This is a genomic window from Lysinibacillus sp. BPa_S21 (assembly GCF_023337795.1).
GTDB lineage: Bacteria > Bacillota > Bacilli > Bacillales_A > Planococcaceae > Lysinibacillus.
The window spans coordinates 135,758-158,269 of the sequence record NZ_JALIRS010000001.1; the positions used below are offsets into that span (position 1 = coordinate 135,758).

Below are 22,512 nucleotides of genomic sequence, written 5' to 3' on the forward strand. Positions count from 1 at the left end.
TGCCAAATGACAACGACAAATCAACCTTTATCAGATTTAGAAATCGCGAATCAAGCGGTGATGAAACCTATTACAGAAATCGCGAAAGCTGTAGGTATTCCAGAGGATGCACTTGAGCAATACGGTCGCTACAAAGCAAAAATTGATCCCTTAAAAATAACAGCACATGGTGAGGATGCAAAGGTTGTTTTAGTTACAGCTATTAGTCCAACTCCAGCAGGTGAAGGGAAATCAACTGTTACAGTTGGTCTTGCAGATGCACTTCATCAATTGAAGAAAAATGTTGCTGTTGCTTTACGTGAGCCATCTCTTGGCCCTGTAATGGGTGTTAAAGGTGGTGCAACAGGTGGCGGATATGCACAGGTAGTACCGATGGAGGATATTAACTTACATTTCACAGGTGACCTTCACGCGATTACGACTGCGAACAATGCATTATCAGCCTTTATCGATAATCATATCCACCAAGGAAATGCTTTAAACATTGATCCTCGCCGTATTATCTGGAAGCGTGTTATGGATTTAAATGATCGCGCCCTTCGTAAAGTTGTGGTAGGTCTCGGTGGTCCTGTTCAAGGGATGCCACGTGAGGACGGCTTCGATATTACGGTTGCATCAGAAGTTATGGCCGTATTCTGTTTAGCTACAAGTATTGAAGATTTACGAGAACGTTTAGCAAGTATCGTAATCGGTTATACATTTGATCGTGAGCCTGTATTCGTGCGTGATCTTCAAGTGGAAGGGGCATTAACATTATTATTAAAAGATGCCTTCAAACCAAACTTAGTGCAAACACTTGAGGGAACACCTGCCATTATTCACGGTGGCCCATTTGCGAACATCGCACACGGCTGTAACTCGATAATGGCGACACAAACGGCCCGTAAGCTTGCTGATATTGTTGTGACAGAAGCGGGCTTCGGTTCAGATTTAGGTGCTGAAAAATTCATGAACATTAAAGCACGTAAAGCAGGCTTTAAACCAAGTGCCGTTGTCGTTGTGGCTACTATTCGTGCATTAAAAATGCATGGTGGCGTAGCAAAAACAGAATTAGTTGGCGAAAATGTAGAGGCACTTTTACAAGGAATTGAAAACCTTGAGAAGCATGTCGAGACTATTCGTTCATTTGGTGTAGAGCCGATTATTGCACTTAATCGCTTTATTACAGATACAGAGGCAGAACTTGCTGCTGTATTAAATTGGTGTCAAGAAAAACATGTACGCATTGCTCGTACAAATGTCTGGGAAGAAGGCGGAAAAGGTGGTTTAGCCTTAGCTGAACAAGTGCTGGCTGTTCTTGAAGAAGAAAACAATTTCTCACCTTTATACGATGTAACAGAATCTATTGAAGAAAAAGTGCGTACGATTGTACAAAAAGTGTATGGCGGGAAAGATGTACAATTTACCGACCAAGCGAAAAAACAAATTGCTCAAATCGAAAAATTCGGCTGGGATTCTCTGCCGGTTTGTATGGCGAAAACGCAATACTCTTTATCTGACCAACCAAGTCTTTTAGGACGTCCTGAAGGCTTTACAATTACTATTCGCGAAGTCATCCCTAAGCTCGGTGCAGGTTTCCTCGTTTGCTTAACAGGCGATATTATGACAATGCCAGGTTTACCAAAAGCACCAGCTGCCTTACGCATGGATGTAGATAATGAAGGACATGCGGTAGGGTTGTTCTAAGTGCTACAAAATATTAACGTTAAAGCTGCTCCCTTTTTCTTAAAGGGTGCAGCTTTTAACTTTTTTCAGCGGGTGACAAATAACGGTTTAATAGAGGAACTCAGCTGCCGCTACGCTTTCGTACAAAAAACATCTAGAGGCCTAAGCACAAAGCCATTCCGAACGTAATAATGCCAAGGTAATATTGAAAGAAAGTTCAAAGTAGTTAGGCTCCATATTGAAGAAGCAAAAAGCTAGCCAACCATAAAAAAATGGCTACTCGAATGATTATATCCATTGTCAATTCAAAGGCAGAAAGCTTTCTCTCTCGTTTTACTTTTTTTAGAAGTCTAACGAAAAAAACAGAACATAGAAGTAGAGTGGCAATAGATAGTTCATATACGTTTTCTAAAAGGCTTGTATTTTCTACTAGATTTATCAACATAATCATCCTCTCATATAGAGGATATGAGTTGGCTAGTTTCATTATGTAGTCACTTGATTTGAGATTCTGGTGTATAACCAGGGTTTTTTCGTATTTAAAGAAGATAATATCCAATCTCAATTTCCAGACCTCATCATGACTTTTGATATGGAAAACATGATTCCAGTACCGAGTGCAAGCATTAGAGAAGGGATGCGCGTTGCTGTTATTTTAGTCGATCAACATCATCTACAATTAAGTACAACGATGAAAAATGAGGTGCTGTTACAGGAGATTTATGAGGTTATAAAAGCGGTTCTATAAATGAGTTGAAAAATGGGGAAAAACAATAAAAGCTGCCATCATCTAAAATAAATAAGATGGGCAGCTTTTATTGTTTCTTCAGCGGGTTGGTATTACATAACATAACTATCGTTCCTACTTCCTTCATAACTTATAACTTCGCTTACGGTTTGAAAAATTCGGAAAAATTGTTGCCTAAAAAGAATTCTCTAGTTTTGTTGCACGACTCTGAATTTCCTTTTCGCAAAATGTTGGCAAGAAATTGGTAGGCTATTTGTCATTAATGGGAGGAGTTACGTTCACTTATTCAAGATCATGAATAGAAGAAGGTAACATCGATTAATGATAAAACTATCACACACTTGCAACATATGCTCAAAGTTTTTTTGGTCGTGAAAACAAGTTAATGATTTATTCACCTATCTCGTCATGTACATTCACTATGCGGGTTAAAACAAAGAATTTCTAAGGGAAAGTGTTCACTTTTATTTGTTTAGATGATTGGTTTTCATTTTACGCACGTCATCTTTCAATACAATATTCAATTGTAAAGCCCGCTGAAGTTATTGTAATCTGTCAAAACATAGTTATTGTACATCACTGAAATAGTGAGCTACAGAACAAAGTTAAATGTTCTGTACATTCACCTTACAATATTCTGAAAAATTTGTCAATTGAAATTTACTTTCTATATTGTTTTTTGTTTAGCCTATATGTTACTTAATAATTGCCAACTATTCTAAGCAATACAGTATAATAAAGCTTGAAGGGACTGAACAAGGATTATGAACAATTTAATGGACAAAGTACGTGGAATTTACGAGCAATTTGATGCTAGTCATGATTTTCAACATATCGAACGTGTTTATCAAAATGCTTTAGCTATTTTACAGGCAGAGCCAGATGCCGATGCAGAGGTCGTGAAAATTGCTGTGCTGTTACATGATGTTAGTGATAAAAAGTATACCGATAGCAAGGAGCAAGAGAATAAGCTTATTGCGGAGCTGTCTTTAAGCGAGGAGAAGAAGCAACATATTCGAGATTGTATCGCGCAAGTATCGTTTAATGGTGGCAATGAGCTAGAGGCAACTTCTCTCGAAGCAAAAATAGTACGTGATGCGGATCGCTTAGATGCGATTGGAGCAATCGGCATAGCACGCACATTTGCTTATGGTGGGGCAAAGGGTCGAAAGCTTTACGATAAGGAAGAGAATGCACGTACAGACATGACAGAGGAGGAGTATCGCAATAAAAATACTTCCTCAGTAACCCATTTTTATGAGAAGCTATTATTGTTGAAGGATTTAATGATTACAGATAAGGGCAAGCAAATGGCTGAAGAACGCCATCAATTTATGGTACAGTTTTTAGAGCAATTACAAAATGAAATAGGTAAGTAAAAAAATCCGTTGTCTTTTCCAATAGACAACGGATTTTTATGTTGAAAAATTTGGAACTTGATGAAATGTGAATTTAATTTTTTTAAAACGTGCATGTTTTGTGATTCGCGCGTTAAGTGTATTTTTTCAAAAGATTTGCACATGCTAATTTTAATGAATAAAGTATCTTTTTACCAATAAAATTGACAAAAAAGGGAAAGTTTTTGAATCTAGGTCGTTTTTTTATTAGAAATGAGCTAAATCTCTTTTCATCCATAACATAAAGCATATATAATTACTTATGTTTTTTTGACAATGGGATCTTGAGATCTGAGTATAAATAGTAGATCGTGGGAGAAATCTCTTGTGAAAAACAACGGGGTAAACGTCGAAGGAGTATTTACATCATGAAAGAAGCAAAAAGCGGAGTCAATTGGATTCCTTTCTTCATTTCTCTAGCTGTTGGTGTGGCTATTTGGTTTTGTCCAATACCTTCAGGAGTAGATGAAAAAGCGTGGCATCTATTTGCTATTTTTGTGGCGACAATTATAGGATTTATAACGAAACCGTTGCCAATGGGAGCGGTATCCTTTATAGCTATGGCTATGATTGCCATAACGAATACATTAACCATTGAAGAAACATTAAGTGGTTTTGGTAATTCAACGATTTGGTTGATCGTAATTGCCTTCTTTATTTCTCGTGGATTTATTAAAACGGGACTAGGGGAACGAATTGCCTATGTATTTGTTCGTCTTTTTGGGAAAAAAACGTTGAGTTTGTCTTACTCTTTACTTGCGAGTGATCTAATATTAGCGCCCGCTATTCCTAGTAATACAGCGCGTGCTGGTGGTGTTATATTCCCAATCATCCAGTCATTATCTCATACTTTCGGATCTAAACCAGAAGATGGGACAGAGCGTAAAATGGGGTCCTTTCTTTTAAAAGTGGGCTTTCAAGGGAATTTAATAACATCTGCTATGTTTATGACAGCCATGGCAGCGAACCCTTTAATTGTTAAGCTAGCAAGTGATTCAGCTGGGGTAACTATTACTTGGTTCGGTTGGGCATTGGCAATGATTGTCCCTGGACTAACAGCTTTAATCGTTGTTCCTTATGTAATTTATAAAATTTATCCGCCTGAAATCAAAGAAACACCAGAGGCGGCAGATATCGCGAAAAAGAAATTGGAAGAATTTGGGCCGCTTAAAAGTTCTGAAAAACGAATGATCGTAGTATTTGTTGTTGTGTTGTCTTTATGGATAGGTGGGGACTACTTAGGCATTAGTGCTACTACAGCAGCTCTTATAGGTCTTTCATTGCTGTTATTGTTAAATGTATTAACATGGGCAGATATCAAAAAGGAAGAAGGAGCATGGGATACGCTAGTCTGGTTCGCAACATTATTTATGATGGCATCTTTTATGAACAAACTAGGGTTAATTCCATGGTTTAGTAATGAAGTGGGTGGACTTGTATCTGGGTATAGCTGGATCTGGGCCGTTGTCATATTAGCATTAGTCTATTTCTATTCTCATTACTTCTTTGCGAGCTCTACTGCTCATATTAGTGCGATGTATGCAGCGTTTTTATCTGTTATGTTGCAAGCAGGTGCACCTGCTATGTTGGCAGCGATATTATTAGCTGCATTTAGTAATTTATTTGGCGCCACTACTCATTATGGTTCTGGTCCAGCACCGGTCTTCTTTGGTGCAGGCTATATTGATCAAAAAAGATGGTGGACAGTTGGTTTTGTAGTTTCCGTTGTGACGATCCTGATTTTTGTTGTAGTAGGAGGATTATGGTGGAAGCTTCTTGGTTATTGGTAATATGAATAAGCTTCTGTATCCGGATAGAATATTTTCTATCCGGATATTTTTTTGAGAGTTTGTTGTCCTTTGTTTACCTGTCATTTGGTGTTATGATAAAAATGGATATCAATAATAAACTACATAGTAGTATTGACACTAAACAACACCTAAATGAAAGAGATGGACAAGTGTAATGAGTCATTTAATAGTACAAAATTTAACGAAAACTGTGGGCGATAAAACGCTCTTTCAAAATATTGAATTTACAATTTATGAGGGGGAGCGAGCTGGGCTAATTGGTATTAATGGTACTGGTAAATCCACATTGCTTTCTATTTTAGCAGGAGAAATTGAAGCGGATTCAATGAATGTTGACCGTCCAAATAAATACCGTGTTGCTTATTTACCACAGGAGCCTACTTTTAATAGTGGTGAAACTGTGTTACAGGCAGTGTTTGCAGGGGATTCCCCTATTTTAAAATTAAATCGTGAGTATGAGGAAACGGTTGCTGCACTTGCGTTAAATCCGACTTCAGAAAGTTTACAGAAAACGTTATTTAGCTTGCAACATCGTATGGATGAGGAGCAGGCGTGGGATGTCAATGCCCTCGCTAAGACAGCGCTGACGAAGCTTGGAATTGAAATGTTTGATAAAGAAGTATTAACGCTGTCAGGCGGTCAGCAAAAGCGCGTTGCTTTAGCTAAAGTATTAATAGAGCCGGCAGATCTTTATTTATTGGACGAGCCTACCAACCATTTGGATGTGCAGTCTACGGAGTGGCTGCAGGAAATGGTGTTACGATTAAAGGGAGCAGTTATATTTATTACCCATGATCGTTATTTTTTAGATGAGCTGTCGACTCATATTTACGAGTTAGCCGATCAAACATTGTACCGCCATACAGGGAATTATGGGGATTATTTAGAAGCACGTGCAATTCGTGAGGAAATAAAAGCGGCTTCTGCGCAAAAAGATCGAAACCGTTATCGCTCAGAATTGAAGTGGATTCGTCGCGGTGCGAAAGCGCGTTCTACGAAGCAGAAGGCACGTATTCAGCGCTTCGAACAGTTAGAGGAGAACTTGGAGCGTAAATCTGAGGATGTTTCACTTGAAATGGGACTAGCAACAACACGTCTCGGTCGGAAGGTTTTAGAGGCTGAAAATATTTCAAAGGCTTTTGGCCATCAAAAAATCCTAGATCACTTTTCATTTTTACTACAGCAGGGCGATCGTATCGGCATTATCGGCGCGAATGGTGTAGGAAAATCAACATTATTGAACATGCTAGCAGGAGAGCTGACACCTGATGCTGGTGAAATTCTTGTTGGTTCGACAGTGAAGTTAGCGCATTTTAAACAAACTTTACCAAAAATGAATGAGAATGAACGCATGATTGAATATATCCGAGAAGCTTCAAATGATATAACAGATGCAGAGGGTGTCCGTTATTCAGCTGCTCAAATGCTGGAGCGATTCTTATTCCCACTTCATGCGCACGGTACACCGATTGGTAAATTATCGGGTGGCGAGCGTAAACGTCTGCATTTATTACGATTATTAATGGAGCAACCTAACGTACTGTTACTAGACGAACCTACAAATGATTTAGATATTGAAACATTAGGTGTGCTTGAGGACTTCATTGAGCATTTCCCTGGAGTCGTTATAACAATCTCCCACGATCGATTTTTCTTAGATCGAATCGCTAAAAAACTGTGGATTTTAGATGGTCTTGGACATGTTGATGAATCGCTTGATATTTACAGTGAGTATTTACAAAAGCGTGAACAGGAAGCAGTTGTGAAGGTAGAGGGGCCAAAAGTCGAAAAACCTAAGACTGAAAAGCCTAAATCAGACAAGAAAAAATTATCTTTTAAAGAGCAAAAAGAATGGGAAACTATTGCTGACGAAATAGAAAAGACGGAAGCAGCGATTATGGAGACAGAAGAAGGTATTGCCAATGCGGGTGCGGACTTTACAAAGCTGCAGGAATTAACGGCAAAACTGGATGAGTTAAATGCACAATATGAACATCTTATTGAAAGATGGTCGTATTTAGATGAAATCGTAAACGGATAGGAGCGAAAGATATGAAGATTATTACAATTGAACCGACACCAAGCCCTAATTCTATGAAGATTGTCGTTGATACTGAGTTACCTTTTGGCAAAGCCTATAATTTTACAAAGGATAATAAAGAGGAAGCGACAGGCGAAGCAGCAGCCATTTTAGCAATTGAAGGTGTGAAGGGCGTTTATCATGTAGCAGATTTCTTCGCAGTTGAGCGTAACGCAAAGTACGCATGGGAAGGTATTTTAGCAAGCATTCGCCAAGTGTTAGGGGAAGACGTTCAGGAAGTAAATAAAGAACAAGTAGCCAATGAATTTTATGGTGAAGTGTATGTTCATGTGCAGTTTTATAAGCAAGTACCACTTCAAGTAAAAGTATTTGATAACCAACGTGAGCACCGTGTAAGCTGTGGTGAGCGCTTTGTAGAAGCTTTCAATAAAATTATTGAAACAGTGGTTGACGAAAATTATATTTTCCAACGTAAATGGATTGACTATGGCGTACGTTATGGAGAGCTCGAAGAAATTGCGGAATCCGTAAAACAAGAAATCAATGTGACATATTCTGAGGAACGTTTAGCAGAGATTGTTGCAACGATTAATGACTCCGAGAAAGCGATTCAGAAGCCAGCTAAGCTAAAAATTACGGTTGAACAGTTTAAGCAACCAGAATGGGAAAAACGTTTCCAATTGCTTGACCAAATGGCAGATCCAGAGCTCGATGATTTACCGCTTTTAGAATTGGCGTTACAAGATGAGCAAATGTCTATCCGACGACTTGCAACCGTTTATTTAGGAATGATTGAGGATGTGGCAGTTGTGCCATATTTGGAAAAGGCATTACAGGACAAAAGTGCAGCGGTCCGTCGAACTGCCGGAGATTGTATGAGCGACCTCGGCTTTGTAGAATTTGAAGACGCGATGCAGCAAGCATTACAGGACAAAAACAAACTTGTTCGCTGGCGTGCAGCTATGTACCTATATGAGGTCGGCACTGAGAAATCATTAGCGGCATTAAAGGCCGCTTCAGAAGATAAAGAGTTTGAAGTAAAACTACAAGTAAAAATGGCGATTGCCCGCATCGAACAAGGTGAGGAAGCAAAAGGTTCTGTTTGGAAGCAAATGACGGAATCTCGTCAGCAATAATGAGAAACTTTAATCAGTGACCCGATAATGTATAAAAGAAATAAACCAGCTCTCTGCTATGAATGAAGTTCAACAGAGATGCTGGTTTTCTTTTATTGTCGATTTTTCTGAAAAGTGAAGTTTCTAGCTAAATTTCACTTTTCCAGTTGGCAAATGCCGATAAGGAAATTGCTTGCTGACTACATTTCCTTCTAATTTTCTATTCATAACTACACCACCGACTATACCTATAACTGCTGTCTTGATAGGATTAATTGAAAAAATGAATGAATTACTTAGTCGTTTTTCATTTAAAAAGTTCTACTTTTTTATGAGTTTACTAGGAAGATAGTTTTAATCTATAGTTGACAAACTGATACTAATTATCAATATTTTGTAATTTTCGAACATTAAGATATTCGGATTAGTTCCCTTGTGATAGATTGGAAATATCACATTAAACTGAAAAGTGTGACAATTAAAAAGAGAGGGGAAATGAGAATTGAAAAAGTTTAAGTTTACGAAGTTTTTAAGTAGTATTCTAGCTTTCTTTTTGGTGCTTTCTCTGTTGGTTCCGTTGTCTAGTGCTAGTGCTGAAGAATCGAAACCATTCAAGCAGAATAGTCAAAGTGAAAGTATAATTCAACAAAAAGCTGCTATCGCTGAACAGCTAAGCTTGTCTAAAGATGGTCCAACTCTTCACGATAGCTTACAAAATGTATCAGGCAATCAAGATGTTGCAGTCATCGTTCATTTATCTGAAAAGCCTGTGGCACTAGAGCAAGGAATGAGCCAAGTCAAAGGCCAAAAATTCTCCAATGCCCGAGCAAATGAAGTCCGTTCAAATGTAAAAGCACAACAAGAAAAAGTTAAAAAAGAGTTAGCTACTAAAAAGGTTCAGATGACTCAAGGATACACATTTGATACTGTTTTAAACGGTTTTGCGGCAACTGTTAAAGCAAATGATCTCCCGAAACTGCTTACAGTAGAAGGAATTACATTAATCGAACCAGATGCAATTGTTTATGCATCTGAAGATAGTACGATAAAATCATCGGAGCTTATGAAGGAAGATCGAATAGAAGCTCGAATGAATACTAGTATTTCTTTCCTTGGCATCGAACAGCTATGGAAGGAAGGAATTGAAGGACAAGGAATAAAAGTAGCAGTATTAGATACTGGTATTGATGCAGATCACCCTGAGTTCGCCGGAGTTTACAAAGGTGGGAAAAACTTCATTCCCAATTCGGCAACATACACGAAGCCTCGGACAGATGACGATGCATCGGAAACATTGCCTTCGGAGCGTCCGGTTGGGACACCTGAATTTAATGAAAAGGGAAGTGCCTTCTATACTTCTCACGGTACACATGTTGCTGGAACAATTGCAGCAATCGGAGCTAACGAATTTGGTATTAAAGGAATTGCTCCAAAAGTAGACCTGTATGCTTACCGTGTTCTTGGAGCGTACGGAAGTGGAGCCACATCCGGTATTGTTAAAGCAATTGAAACTGCTGTAAAAGAAAAAATGGATGTTATCAACCTTTCACTTGGCGGGGGAGCTAACTCCGAAACGGATGCTGGTTCATTTGCTATTAATAATGCAATGATGGCTGGAACAATCGGAGTAATTGCAACAGGGAACGAGGGTCCAAATCGCGGAACAATGGGCACGCCTGCAACCGCTCGTTTAGGAATTGCTATTGGTAATACATCAAATCCTGAAACAATGTATAACGGGGAAGTGAATGTTACAGTTGGCGACTACAACTTAACAAAACAGCTTCCGTTAATGGGAACGACTTTTGCAAAGAATTTAGCAACACAGCTTGAAGGAGAATTTGACCTAGTTGCTGTTCCTGGAAACGGGGAAGTAAAAGACTATGAAGGAATTGATGTAAAAGGTAAAGTGGCATTGATTTCTCGTGGGAGTATCGCATTCGTTGATAAAATTGCAAACGCAAAGGCAAATGGAGCAATCGCAACCATTATTCATAACTTTGCTGGTGGAACAAATGCGCCGAACATTTCAGGCACATTCCTTGGTGATTCATTTGAATTTCTGCCAACATTTGATATGTCCCAAACGGATGGCGATGCTATTCGCGCTGCATTAGCAGGGGGAACTGGAAAAGTAAGCTTTAGTAAATTTGCTTCCACGAAGACACTGGGGGATGATGTAAACGATACAAGTTCACGTGGACCATCTACACCAAACTTTGATATTAAACCAGATGTAAGTGCACCTGGAACAAACATTATGTCAACGATTCCAATGTATAAAAAAGATTTCCCTGATGCAGATTATGGAGAAGCATATGGTCGTAAAACAGGAACTTCTATGGCAACACCCCATATTGCTGGTATTGCTGCATTAGTTAAACAAGCAAATCCTGATTGGAACGCGTTCGATGTAAAAGTAGCGCTTTCTAATACAGCAAAGGTTATAGATAAAACAAAATACGATGTGTTTTCTCAGGGAGCAGGGCGTGTAAATGCTTATGCAGCAGCTCATCCGGAAATTCTTGCCTATGCACTCGATAGCGCAATTTTAGATGGAACTGGTGCAGTTACAGAAAACTTGAAAGGTACAGTTACTTTCGGTCCACAATCACTAAAAGATCGGGATATTTCTGTTACGAAGCAAGTTTTAGTAAAAGATATGAAAGGGAACGGCGGCAATTATAACGTATCTATTGATGTGACAAAAACATTTGGTGATGCAACGGTTACAGTAGATCAGCCGACATTTAATCTAGATGGTGAGCAAGTTTTAAATATTACTTTAACTGCTTCACAAGCTAATGCACCAAAAGGCTCTGAAATACTAGGGTATATATACATCAGCGGTGGGGATACAGAAATTTCATTGCCATTCGCTGCTGACTTTGGCGGCGCGGCAGCAACTGAAATAAAAGATTTTAAGATTACAGAAACAGACCTATCCTTTAATGGAGATGGAGTGAAAGACTCGGCTGTACTTTCATTCACACTGACTGGAGATGTAACAACAAACTATATCGAGCTTTGGGATATTATGAATCCTGAAGGTGGAGAATATGGAGACGGCTACATTGGTTATCTACATGCAGGTACTGCGCTAGGAAAAGGCTCATATACGCTGAATGTTGCTGGGCAGTATAAACCATGGGGAACAAAACCTGCCACAACGATTCCAGATGGTCTGTATACAATTGACTTCACCGCTCTTGCAGCATCAGGGGTAGTTTCCGATTATGTTGGACCAATTGTCGTGAAAACGACTAAACCAGAAATTACTGGTTCAGTAGCTGAAGGTGTCGCTACAGGGCAGGTAAAAGATAAGTATATCGACTACAATGAAGAGTTGTATTTATACGGTTTAAATTACAATTTAAATGATAAATTAAAAGCTTCCTATATTTCGACGGTAAATGGCGAAGAACAAGCGCCAGTTGCTTTTGAATTAAATCAAGACGGTAGCTTCACATTCCCGGTATCACCAGAAACTAATGCTGTATCAGTAGTAATAAATGACGCAGCTGGGAATGTTGGTAAAGCAATGATTTATGAAAAAGACGTAGTAGAACCAAAAGTAACACTTTCTGTCAATCCAACGGAGCTAAACCTAACAGCTGGAGAAACTGCACAACTTACGGTGACAGAAACGTCAAAACCTGCAGAAGGTAATGCAACAGAGGAAGACGTAACGTCAAAAGCTACTTATGTTGTTGGAGATGAGAGTGTTGCAACAATAGTAAATGGATTAGTAACGGCAGTAGGTGAGGGCAAGACTACAATTACTATTTCATACGGAAATAATGACGTTACTATAAATGTGACAGTTAAAGCACCTGTTGAAGAAAAACCAATAGTAACACTAGAAATTGATAAAGCTCAGGTCGAAACTAGAATAGGTAAAGAAGTTCCAGTTAAGATTACTGAAGTAACTACTTTTAAAGGTAAGACAACAGAAAAAGACGTTACAAAGCTTGCAACCTACGAAGTAGCGAATGATAAAATAGCTACTGTAAAAGCAGGGGCTGTAAAAGGTAAAGGTCAAGGTAATACGAAGATTACGGTAACGTATGGTGAGCACACACTAACTTTTGATGTGTTGGTTGTTAAGCCGGGTAATGGTAACGGCAATGGTAATAAAAATAATAATGAAGTGACCGAGGATGAGCTATAATTAAGTTCAGTTCAAGCAAAAAGAGAAATTGCACAGTGCAATTTCTCTTTTTGCTATTTATTATAAGCAATTCCTTTAAAAAGATGATCTCCTACAAAACTAACTGTGACATGTTCTTTCAGAAATAACATTTTGATAAAACCTAGGGCATGCGAAGTGAAGTTTGACTCTCTCAAGAAAGAGCACAATGGAATGGATTTCAACCCCTACATTATGGTAAATATCGAGTCTTTTATTATCGGAAAACAACATAAGATAGATAATTTTGTTGTTTTTTAACTTTTTACTACTAAACAAAAAGTTAATAGCATTCTATATATTATTAACAAATTGTCTAATACTTGTTTAATAGGACAATGATAGAATTATTTCACTTCTTTTAGCCGGTGTCCAATTATGCCGAGGTATGATTGATCTCTGAAATTTTTTTCAAATAAGGAGGGCTTGTGGATGACAGTAAAAAGTTTAAAGACATCAGCATCTTATATTCGTGACCGCGAAGCAGTTATTGAGCTTACACGAAAGCTAGTACGTATAGAAAGCGTTTATCGAGAAGATGATCCAAATGGCAATGAACAAGAAGTCGCGAATTATGTAGCTCAATATTTACGCGATATAGGGATTGAAACGCATGTTGAGGAGGTTGTGCCAGGTCGGCCGAATGTCATTGGAATTATTGATTCGGGCAAGCCGGGAAAAACATTACTCTTTGAAGGTCATACAGATGTCGTTACTGAAGGAAATCGTGAAGCGTGGACTTATGATCCATTCGGCGCAGAAATTATTGATGGTCGAATGTATGGTCGAGGCACAAATGATACAAAAGGAAATCTTGCTTGTATGATTACAGCTTGTCAGTCGTTGTTACTGGATCAGGAGGAATTTACAGGCAAGATTATTTTATGTATTCCGTGCGATGAAGAAGGACTGATGCTTGGTATTAAACATTTTATAAAAAATGGCTGGGCTGATGGTGTGGATGGCGCGATTATATGTGAGCCTGAGGAAAACAACGTTTGTATCGCACAGCGCGGGGCAATTCGCTTGAAAGTAGATATTTTCGGTAAAATGGCACACGGTGCAATTTCTTGGAGTGGCATTAACCCGAACTGGCGCATGGCACGTTTGATCGTAGAGCTTGAAAAATTGGAAAAAGAAGAGCAAGCTCGTTTAGGGCGTGATCCTTTGCTTAATTGGCCCTCTATTACACCGACGATTTTACGAGCACCCGTAAAAGGAGATGCGCAAATTAATGTGATTCCTGATCATTGTATGACGACGCTTGATATTCGTACAGTTCCCACACAGGATCATGATGAGCTTCTCGGTAAAATTGATGCGATGATTAAACGTCTGCAAGCAGATGATCCAGATTTTAAAGTTGAGTTAACGGTGCTTGATAACCGCCCTGCAACAGCAACTGCAAAGGAGGATCCTGTTGTACAAGCTATTTATGCGGCAGTCGCTGAGGTCACGGAAAAAGAGCCGAAATATAACGGTGTCCCAGGGGCTACAGATGGAACGTTCCTTCATGCTTATGGAGTACCAATAGTGACCGTTGGAGCTGGTGATCGTGATATTCCCCATCAAATTGACGAATATGTCGATGTCGAAGAATTAGCAGAAACGACAGCCATTTACCGTTTGGCAGCATTAAAGTTTTTAGCAGATGATGCACAATGACGCACATAAAAATCGCCGTCATTCCAGGTGATGGCATTGGAAAAGAAGTGATGGAGCAAGCACTAAAGGTACTAAATTTTCTGCAGGAACACGATTCTTCTTTACAAATAGAAACAACAATTTTTCCTTGGAGCTCAGATTATTACCTTAAGCACGGGCGGATGATGCCAGACAATGCATTAAACATATTAAAAGAATTTGATGCGATATTATTCGGGGCTATTGGAGATGCTCGCGTTCCAGATGACGTGACAGTTTGGGAATTAATTATGCCGATACGAAAAAGCTTCCAGCAATATGTTAATTTCCGTCCGATTAAATCGCTAGCGGGCATAGCCTCGCCGCTTGCCATTGGAAGAGATATTGATTTTGTGATCTTCCGGGAAAATGCAGAAGGAGAATATTCCGATAGTGGTGGTCGAATTTATCATAATCAGCCGCAGGAAATGACGATTCAAAATACGATTATGACTCGTATAGGTATTGAAAAAATTGTTCAAGCTGCCTGCGATTATGCTTCTAAAAATGGCAAAACAAAAATTACGAGTGCGACAAAGTCAAATGCGATAATCCATTCAATGAAGTTCTGGGATGAGCATGTTAGGAGAATGCTAGAACAGGGCTCAGCAACTCTAGAGCTTGAATCTATCTATATCGATGCTTTAGTAGCTTATTTTGTAGAACGACCACAAGATTTTCAAGTTGTTGTAGCCTCTAATTTGTTCGGTGATATTTTATCAGACTTAGGATCTGCCCTAGTTGGTGGTCTCGGATTATCACCATCAGCTAATTTAAATCCAGAAAAGGATTTTCCCTCTATGTTTGAGCCTGTGCACGGGTCAGCACCGGATATTGCAGGAAAGGGCATAGCAAATCCAATTGCACAGATTTGGTCACTTGCTTTGTTACTTGGACATAGTGGGAGATCGGATCTAGAAGAGCTAATTGTCCATGCGATTGAGACAGTGCTGCGAGAAGGTAATGTGAGAACCGCAGATATTGGTGGACAGGCGACAACAGCACAAATGGGTGATGCGATTTGTCAGGAGATTTCCAAAATGAATGTATCGACAAGGGGTGTATAACATGGCAGTAGAACAACAGGTTATCATCGTCACAGGTGCAGGGGGTGGTATGGGGAAAGCCATTATTCAGGAGCAGCTTGCAAAGGACAATATTGCAGTAGGGCTCGATTTATCAGTAGCTCCCCTAAGCGATTTAGCGCACGATGCCTTACAATGCTTTGAAGTCGATGTCTTGCAAGAGGAGCGCGTGAACGAAGTGTTCAAGCAGGTTTTTGAGAAGTATGGACGGATTGATGGGCTAGTCAATGCACTTGGTATTGCACAGTCAGCAACACCGCTTGAGCAAGTAACGATGGACGATTGGGATCGGTTAATGGATGTCAATGTAAAAAGCTTGTTTATTACAACGAAGGCAGTTGTTCCGTATATGAAGGAGCGTCGACGAGGTTCAATTGTTACCATCGCCTCCATTTCCGCTGTTCGTCCGCGTCCTGGTTTACAGGCTTATATTGCATCTAAAGGTGCTGCGGAGAGCTTTACACGAGGTTTGGCAATTGAGCTAGCGCCGTTCCAAATACGTGTGAATACGATTCATCCAGGGCCAGCCGATACACAAATGCTCGCTCAATTTACAGCACAAGGAGCGGACATCGAGCAAACAAAGCAAAGTGTTTTTGTGCAATCTGTCCCCCTCGGGCGTTTAGTGAAGCCCGAGGACATTGCAGGGGCAGTAAGTTATTTACTTTCAGATGCAGCGGGCATGGTGACAGGAACGACATTACATGTAGACGGTGGCCGTGGACTATAGGAGGGATAAGGGTGAAAAAAATTCCGATGTTTATAAATGGCGAGTGGATTCATGGTGATATGGAAGCATTATTGGATGTCATGAATCCTTCTACTGGTGAAGTCATTGCTCAAATTACGAATGCGAGTAAAGCTCATGTCGATGAGGCTGTACGCGCTGCACGTGGAGCGTTTGAAAGTGAAGAGTGGCGAAACATAAAAGCCTATGAACGGGGACAGCTACTCATTGAGTTTGCACACTATATTCGCAAGCATGCAGAGGAATGGAGTTTATTAGAATGTAGAGATGTAGGAAAGCCGTTAACACAAGCAAGAGCCGATATTGAAGCAGCAGCTCGCTATTTTGAGTTCTATGGGGGAGCTGCTGATAAAGTGATGGGTGACACGATTCCTATTGAAGACGGTATTTTAAATGCGGTAGTGTTAGAGCCTGTTGGAATTACCGTACATATCGTGCCATGGAATTATCCTATTCAAATCACAGCGAGAAGTGTAGCAGCTGCCATTGCGACTGGCAATGCGGTCATTGTCAAAAGTGCTGAGGATACGCCATTAACTACACACGCAATAGCAGAATGGTTTGCGGATAAATTGCCAAGAGGTATTTTTCAGCATATTACAGGTTTAGGTCGTGAGGTTGGATCCTATTTAACAGCCCATCCAGATATCAACCAAATTACGTTTACAGGCTCTGTTGCAACAGGCATTGCGGTGATGAAGTCAGCCGCTGAAAATGTTGTACCTGTGACGTTAGAGCTTGGAGGGAAATCTCCAAATATCGTTTTTGCGGATGCCAACATGGAGCAAGCGCTCGAGGGAGTTGTACGTGCTATTATTCAGAATGCCGGACAAACATGCTCTGCGGGCGCCAGACTACTAATTGAAGAGAGCGTCAAAGAAAAATTTTTAGCACAATTAGTGCAAAAATTCCAAGCTTTAAAAGTGGGTCCGGGTGAGGCTGACGTTGATATGGGGCCACTTCTAAATGAACGACAATATACGAAGATATCAACACTATTGCAAAAGGCAAAAGAAGATGGCTATGTGGTTACAGGTGGAAAAACACTGACGATTGATGGCTATGAACAGGGGTATTATGTTGAACCAACAATACTTGTAGGGGTAGAGGCGAACGATCCACTTGCACAGGAGGAAATTTTCGGACCGGTGTTGACTGTCTTTACATTTACGACTGTTGAGGAGGCCATTGCATTAGCGAATAGTACAGACTACGGTCTAGTTGTAGGAGTATGGTCGAAGGATTTAGATACGGCACATTATGTCGCAAGCCGTGTAAAAGCCGGGCAAGTATTTGTTAATAACTATGGAGCAGCGGGGGGGATTCAAATGCCGTTTGGTGGCTATAAAAAGAGTGGTATTGGCCGAGAAAAAGGTTTAGTCGCATTGAGAAATTATACGCAAATGAAAAATATTGCAATACGCTATGCACCACCTAATCACAAGGGATAGACGGAGGGAAGCATATGGATCAGCCAAATGAGAAACAGGTGCTTCTAGAGGTAAATCATTTAAAAATAACATTCCATTTAAAAAATGGAAAGCAGGCGAAAGTTGTTGATGATGTGAGCTTTACGATTCGTAAGGGAGAAACTGTTGCGCTTGTTGGTGAGTCTGGAAGTGGTAAAAGTATTACATCATTATCAATTATGCGATTACTACCCATACCACCAGGAGAAATTACAGCTGGTACGATTAAATTGAATGGTAAAAATCTCTTAGACTATAAAAATAAAGAGATGAGCACTATAAGAGGCAATGAAATGAGCATGATTTTTCAAGAACCAATGACATCGTTAGATCCAGTTTTTACAATTGGTAATCAAATGATAGAAGGAATTCGTCGACATCAAAGGATTTCAAAAAAAGAAGCGTGGGGGAAATCTCTACAGCTTTTAAAAGAAGTCGGTATTGCCAATGCAGAAAAGGTTATTGCTGAATACCCGCACCAATTATCAGGTGGTATGCGCCAACGTGTCATGATTGCGATTGCGATGTCCAATAACCCTCAGTTGTTGATTGCTGATGAACCAACGACGGCACTTGATGTAACCGTACAGGCACAAATTTTAAAACTTATGATGAAGATGAAGGAAGAACATCATTCGGCTATCTTATTTATTACGCATGATATGAGCGTTGTAGCAGAAACAGCAGATCGCGTGTTGGTCATGTATGCAGGACAAATTGTAGAAGAAGCACCAGTACGAGAGCTTTTCATGAATCCAAAGCATCCATATACAACGGCTCTTTTAAAAACAATGCCTAATTTAGAAATGGATGTTAAAAGGTTACCGTCAATACCGGGTACCGTTCCATCGGCTTATGCATTACCCGAAGGCTGTCGCTTTGCACAACGTTGTCCGTTTGCAATGGAACAATGCCATTCCGTTCTCCCAGAGGTAATCCATATGCTAGACGAGCATAAAGTACGCTGTCATTTATTTACGGAGGAAGGGGTGTTAAATCATGACGAAAAAAGAAATTTTGCTTGAAATTAACCATTTAAAAGCCTATTTTCCCGTAAAACGTAAGTCGATGAAGGAAGAGAAAAAAGTCATTAAAGCAGTCGATGACATTTCTCTTGAAATTTTCCGTGGTGAGACGCTTGGGATCGTAGGAGAATCTGGCTCCGGAAAATCGACGTTTGGCCGAACTATTTTAAAACTCGTTGAACCGACCGAGGGAGAAATTTTGTATAAAGGGCAGCCTATTCAACAGTTAAAGGGAAGTAAGCTACAAACCTATCGCAATCAAATGCAAATGATTTTTCAAGATCCTTTTGCATCCCTTAATCCCCGTATGCGAATAGGTACCATTATCGAAGAGCCGATGAAGTTGCAGTTAACATTAACGAAAGAGCAACGCAAGGCACGTGTAAAGGAACTTTTACAAAAGGTAGGTCTACCAGAGGATGCTATGCAAAAGTTTCCGCATGAATTTTCCGGTGGTCAAAGACAACGAATCGGTATTGCGCGGGCTCTTGCTATACATCCGGAATTCATTATTGCGGATGAGCCTGTATCTGCTCTAGATGTTTCGGTGCAGTCACAGGTCTTGAACTTAATGATGGATGTACAGGATGAATTTCGTTTGACGTATTTATTTATTTCACATGATTTAAGTGTAGTGAAACATATTAGTGATCGAGTGGCTGTGTTGTATTTAGGGAGGGTAGTGGAAATTGGTGTGAAAAATGACTTATATGCTAATCCTCTGCATCCATATACGAAGGCTTTACTGTCAGCTATTCCAGAGATCAATTTTGATAAACCGAAACAAGAAATAGCATTACAGGGTGAATTACCAAGCCCTATGAATCCTCCTGTCGGCTGTGTGTTTCATACACGTTGTCCATATGTGATGGAAAGATGTCGGCAGGAACGCCCTGTGCTTCAGGAAAAAAATAAACAGCAGCGAGTAGCATGCTTTTTATATGATAAATAGACTGAATAATCAGTTTTTTGAAAGTGGGGTGTGTATGATGTTTGGAAATATTACAGATGTGCCTGGAGTTAAAGTTGGGCATGCAGAAAATAGTGAAGGAATTACAGGTTGTACAGCGATTTTAGTGGAGAATGGTGCAGTTTGTGGTGTCGATGTAAGAGGCTCTGCACCGGGTACTCGAGAGACTGATGCATTAGATCCTATCAACGAAATTGATCAAGTACACGGGATTTGTTTGTCCGGAGGAAGTGCATTTGGATTGGATGCTGCGACGGGCATCATGCAATTTTTGGAGGAGCAAGGTGTTGGGCTAGGTGCAGGTGTTGCTACAATTCCAATTGTACCTAGTGCGGTGTTGTTCGATTTATTTATCGGTGATCCAATGACAAGACCTACTGCTTCGATGGGCTATAAAGCGGCAAAAAGTGCGGTTGTCGGTCCATTTGCAAATGGTAATACAGGAGCTGGTTATGGTGCGACAGTAGGGAAATTGGCAGGCCCTCAATTTTGTATGAAAGGAGGACTAGGTAGCGCCTCTATAGCTGCTAAAGAGGGTATTGTAGTGGGCGCCATTGTTGCTGTCAATGCTGTTGGGGATGTCAAAGATCCTCATACAAGAGAAATGCTAGCAGGTGCAAGGAATCCGCAAACAGGAGAATGGATTGATTGCTGTGCTTATTTAGAAGAGCATGCGCAATCGGAAGGATTACCTGGTACGAACACGACAATCGGTGTCATTGCAATGAATGCGAAGCTTACAAAAGCAGAGGCCAAAAAAATAGCTCAGCTTACACAAAATGCTCTCGCACGAACAATTTATCCTGTACACACAATGCTTGATGGAGACACGATTTTCGTGCTTGGGACAGGAGGTAAAACATATCCAGTTGATTATTTGGGGCATTTGGCAACAAGCGTTATGGAGGAAGCCATAATAACTGGCATTAAAGCTGCAAATAAATTAGCGGAAGTAGAAAGCTATAAAAGCATTCAAATAATGAGCACATAGGGATAGGGGGAAATAACATGAGGCTAAAGAATAATTGGTTGATGTTATTATGGACATTGATAACAGTTTTACTAATTAGTGCCTGTTCAAATGATGACAAAAAAGATGCAAAATCTGAAGGGAAGTCAGTTGCTGAAGAACCTCAAGAAATCGTAGTACGTATTAATGATGATCCAGATTTTTTAGATCCACATAAAGCAACGGCATCCATATCGTATCAAATGATTCTCAATATTTTTGAAGGACTAATGGCACCAGAAACAGATGGGACTTTAAAAGAAGGGTTAGCCGAAAGCTACAAAATATCTGAAGATGGTTTAACATATACATTCAAAATTCGTCCGGGTGTGAAATTTCATAATGGTGAAGATTTAACTGTTGAGGATATTCAATATTCATTTGATCGTTTAATGGGGAAAAGTGGTGGCGAAAAGATGTCCAACAGCTTTGATAATGTTGTGTCAACGGAAGCCCCAGATGCCAATACATTTGTGATCAAGCTAAAAGAGCCGAACTCTAACTTCTTAAATTCATTAACAGCTCGTCAATCAGCTATTTTACCAAAAAGCAATGATGGAAAGCATAATGAAAACCCGATAGGTACTGGACCATTTGCTTTTGTAAAATACTCTCCTGGTACAAATTTAGAGTTGAAGAAAAATGAAAACTATTGGAAGAAAGGGTACCCTTTCTTGAATAAAGTGACGTTTACCTTCCAATCGGATGATCAAGCGGCGATTATGAGTTTAATGGCTAATGAAGTTGATTTAACGAGTGTACCTTGGCAACGCGTAGGGGAAGTAAAAGGTAGTTATAACTTATCTCATCAAAATAATAACTCATCATTAATTGTTACGTTTAATGAATCGAAAGCACCTTTTGATAATCTAAAGGTCCGACAAGCAATCAACTATGCTATCAGTAAATCCGATATTATTGATTCAGTTTTTGCGGGCTATGCTGTACCACTTGGTTCAAATATGAGCCCTGCGATGGGGGACTATCAAAAGAAAGGCTTAGAAGATATGTATAAGCGTGATGTGGAAAAGGCCAAAGCATTATTAGCAGAAGCGGGCTATCCTAATGGCTTTAAAACAAAAATTACGGTATCCTCGCATAATGATATTTATTCAAATATTGCGCAAATCGTAGCAGCTAATTTAAAGGAAATTGGCATTGATGTGGAGATTGAAGTTGTAGAATGGGGAATTTGGCTAGACCGAGTTTATTTCGGCCGCGACTATCAAATGACAACAATCGATTTAACAGGACGTGCTTCAGCCTATGATATTTTAAATGATTACATTTCAAATAATGATAGTGAAAACTTCTTCAAATTTAAAAATAATCAATACGATAAAATTATGGCAGACGTTTTAAAGGAAAGTGATCAGGCAAAACAAATTGAGTATTACCACCGTGCACAGGAAATTTTAGCTGAGCAGGCAGCAGCGGTATATATCGCAGATTATCAAATTGTTTGGGGCTCTAAAAAGCAAATTACAGGATTAAAGAACTATCCATTCTGGTTCCATGATATGTCTGAAGTTAAATTTTCCAACTAGAAAGGGATGA

Annotated in this window: 16 protein-coding genes; 15 read left to right on the plus strand and 1 reads right to left on the minus strand. The window is 39.7% G+C overall.

Features of this window, described 5'->3' with window-relative positions:
* Window positions 1–6: 6 nt before the first annotated feature.
* A complete protein-coding gene (locus MOK21_RS00670; protein WP_249071841.1) occupies window positions 7–1,686 on the plus strand; it encodes a formate--tetrahydrofolate ligase in 1,680 nt (559 codons plus the stop codon).
* A 205-nt stretch (window positions 1,687–1,891) separates the two neighbouring features.
* Here the strand turns inward: MOK21_RS00670 and MOK21_RS00675 are convergent, their stop codons facing one another.
* On the minus strand, window positions 1,892–2,110 hold the full coding sequence (locus MOK21_RS00675; RefSeq protein WP_249071843.1) for a hypothetical protein: 219 nt from the start codon (window positions 2,108–2,110) through the stop codon (window positions 1,892–1,894).
* Between the two features lie 69 nt (window positions 2,111–2,179).
* Here MOK21_RS00675 and MOK21_RS00680 point away from each other — a divergent pair, with 69 nt between their 5' ends.
* The 14 genes from MOK21_RS00680 to MOK21_RS00745 all read left to right on the plus strand — a co-directional run bounded on the left by MOK21_RS00680 (window position 2,180) and on the right by MOK21_RS00745 (window position 22,502).
* Window positions 2,180–2,413, plus strand: coding sequence for an S-methyl thiohydantoin desulfurase domain-containing protein (locus tag MOK21_RS00680; protein WP_249071845.1), 234 nt, complete (start codon window positions 2,180–2,182; stop codon window positions 2,411–2,413).
* Between the two features lie 764 nt (window positions 2,414–3,177).
* On the plus strand, window positions 3,178–3,792 hold the full coding sequence (locus MOK21_RS00685; RefSeq protein WP_249071846.1) for an HD domain-containing protein: 615 nt from the start codon (window positions 3,178–3,180) through the stop codon (window positions 3,790–3,792).
* A 338-nt stretch (window positions 3,793–4,130) separates the two neighbouring features.
* Window positions 4,131–5,600 (plus strand): anion permease, encoded by a 1,470-nt coding sequence (locus MOK21_RS00690; protein ID WP_374110090.1) that lies wholly within the window; start codon window positions 4,131–4,133, stop codon window positions 5,598–5,600.
* 175 nt (window positions 5,601–5,775) lie between these two features.
* Entirely contained in the window at window positions 5,776–7,662 is a 1,887-nt protein-coding gene (locus tag MOK21_RS00695) for an ABC-F family ATP-binding cassette domain-containing protein (RefSeq protein ID WP_249071850.1), read from the plus strand.
* A gap of 11 nt (window positions 7,663–7,673) precedes the next feature.
* Window positions 7,674–8,798, plus strand: coding sequence for a conserved virulence factor C family protein (locus MOK21_RS00700; RefSeq protein WP_249071852.1), 1,125 nt, complete (start codon window positions 7,674–7,676; stop codon window positions 8,796–8,798).
* 481 nt (window positions 8,799–9,279) lie between these two features.
* Window positions 9,280–12,948, plus strand: coding sequence for a S8 family serine peptidase (locus MOK21_RS00705; RefSeq protein WP_249071854.1), 3,669 nt, complete (start codon window positions 9,280–9,282; stop codon window positions 12,946–12,948).
* 450 nt (window positions 12,949–13,398) lie between these two features.
* Window positions 13,399–14,631 carry a M20 family metallopeptidase gene (locus MOK21_RS00710; protein ID WP_249071856.1) on the plus strand — a complete coding sequence of 411 codons (1,233 nt, stop codon included), beginning with the start codon at window positions 13,399–13,401 and terminating at the stop codon, window positions 14,629–14,631.
* Window positions 14,628–15,716: a tartrate dehydrogenase gene (locus MOK21_RS00715; RefSeq protein WP_249071858.1), complete on the plus strand. Its 1,089-nt coding sequence runs from the start codon at window positions 14,628–14,630 to the stop codon at window positions 15,714–15,716. Before MOK21_RS00710 ends, MOK21_RS00715 begins: the two co-directional genes overlap by 4 nt.
* 1 nt (window position 15,717) lies before the next feature.
* Complete coding sequence (locus MOK21_RS00720) at window positions 15,718–16,464, plus strand: SDR family NAD(P)-dependent oxidoreductase (RefSeq protein WP_249071860.1); 747 nt, start codon at window positions 15,718–15,720, stop codon at window positions 16,462–16,464.
* Between the two features lie 11 nt (window positions 16,465–16,475).
* Window positions 16,476–17,933, plus strand: coding sequence for an aldehyde dehydrogenase family protein (locus tag MOK21_RS00725; protein ID WP_249071862.1), 1,458 nt, complete (start codon window positions 16,476–16,478; stop codon window positions 17,931–17,933).
* Between the two features lie 14 nt (window positions 17,934–17,947).
* On the plus strand, window positions 17,948–18,976 hold the full coding sequence (locus MOK21_RS00730) for an ABC transporter ATP-binding protein (RefSeq protein WP_249071864.1): 1,029 nt from the start codon (window positions 17,948–17,950) through the stop codon (window positions 18,974–18,976).
* A complete protein-coding gene (locus tag MOK21_RS00735; protein WP_249071866.1) occupies window positions 18,951–19,928 on the plus strand; it encodes an ABC transporter ATP-binding protein in 978 nt (325 codons plus the stop codon). The genes MOK21_RS00730 and MOK21_RS00735 overlap by 26 nt, the downstream gene beginning before the upstream one ends.
* Before the next feature lie 37 nt (window positions 19,929–19,965).
* On the plus strand, window positions 19,966–20,937 hold the full coding sequence (locus tag MOK21_RS00740; RefSeq protein WP_249071868.1) for a P1 family peptidase: 972 nt from the start codon (window positions 19,966–19,968) through the stop codon (window positions 20,935–20,937).
* A 17-nt stretch (window positions 20,938–20,954) separates the two neighbouring features.
* Window positions 20,955–22,502, plus strand: coding sequence for an ABC transporter substrate-binding protein (locus tag MOK21_RS00745; protein ID WP_249071870.1), 1,548 nt, complete (start codon window positions 20,955–20,957; stop codon window positions 22,500–22,502).
* The last annotated feature ends 10 nt before the right edge of the window (window positions 22,503–22,512 follow it).

Excerpts from the sequence above, each read along its gene's own strand:
- MOK21_RS00735 (WP_249071866.1), top strand. The coding sequence starts at position 18,951 with ATGACGAAAAAAGAAATTTTGCTTGAAATTAACCATTTAAAAGCCTAT.
- MOK21_RS00745 (WP_249071870.1), top strand. The coding sequence starts at position 20,955 with ATGAGGCTAAAGAATAATTGGTTGATGTTATTATGGACATTGATAACA.
- MOK21_RS00675 (WP_249071843.1), bottom strand. The coding sequence starts at position 2,110 with ATGTTGATAAATCTAGTAGAAAATACAAGCCTTTTAGAAAACGTATAT.
- MOK21_RS00720 (WP_249071860.1), top strand. The coding sequence starts at position 15,718 with ATGGCAGTAGAACAACAGGTTATCATCGTCACAGGTGCAGGGGGTGGT.
- MOK21_RS00710 (WP_249071856.1), top strand. The coding sequence starts at position 13,399 with ATGACAGTAAAAAGTTTAAAGACATCAGCATCTTATATTCGTGACCGC.
- MOK21_RS00740 (WP_249071868.1), top strand. The coding sequence starts at position 19,966 with ATGTTTGGAAATATTACAGATGTGCCTGGAGTTAAAGTTGGGCATGCA.
- MOK21_RS00695 (WP_249071850.1), top strand. The coding sequence starts at position 5,776 with ATGAGTCATTTAATAGTACAAAATTTAACGAAAACTGTGGGCGATAAA.
- MOK21_RS00700 (WP_249071852.1), top strand. The coding sequence starts at position 7,674 with ATGAAGATTATTACAATTGAACCGACACCAAGCCCTAATTCTATGAAG.
- MOK21_RS00670 (WP_249071841.1), top strand. The coding sequence starts at position 7 with ATGACAACGACAAATCAACCTTTATCAGATTTAGAAATCGCGAATCAA.
- MOK21_RS00685 (WP_249071846.1), top strand. The coding sequence starts at position 3,178 with ATGAACAATTTAATGGACAAAGTACGTGGAATTTACGAGCAATTTGAT.
- MOK21_RS00730 (WP_249071864.1), top strand. The coding sequence starts at position 17,948 with ATGGATCAGCCAAATGAGAAACAGGTGCTTCTAGAGGTAAATCATTTA.
- MOK21_RS00715 (WP_249071858.1), top strand. The coding sequence starts at position 14,628 with ATGACGCACATAAAAATCGCCGTCATTCCAGGTGATGGCATTGGAAAA.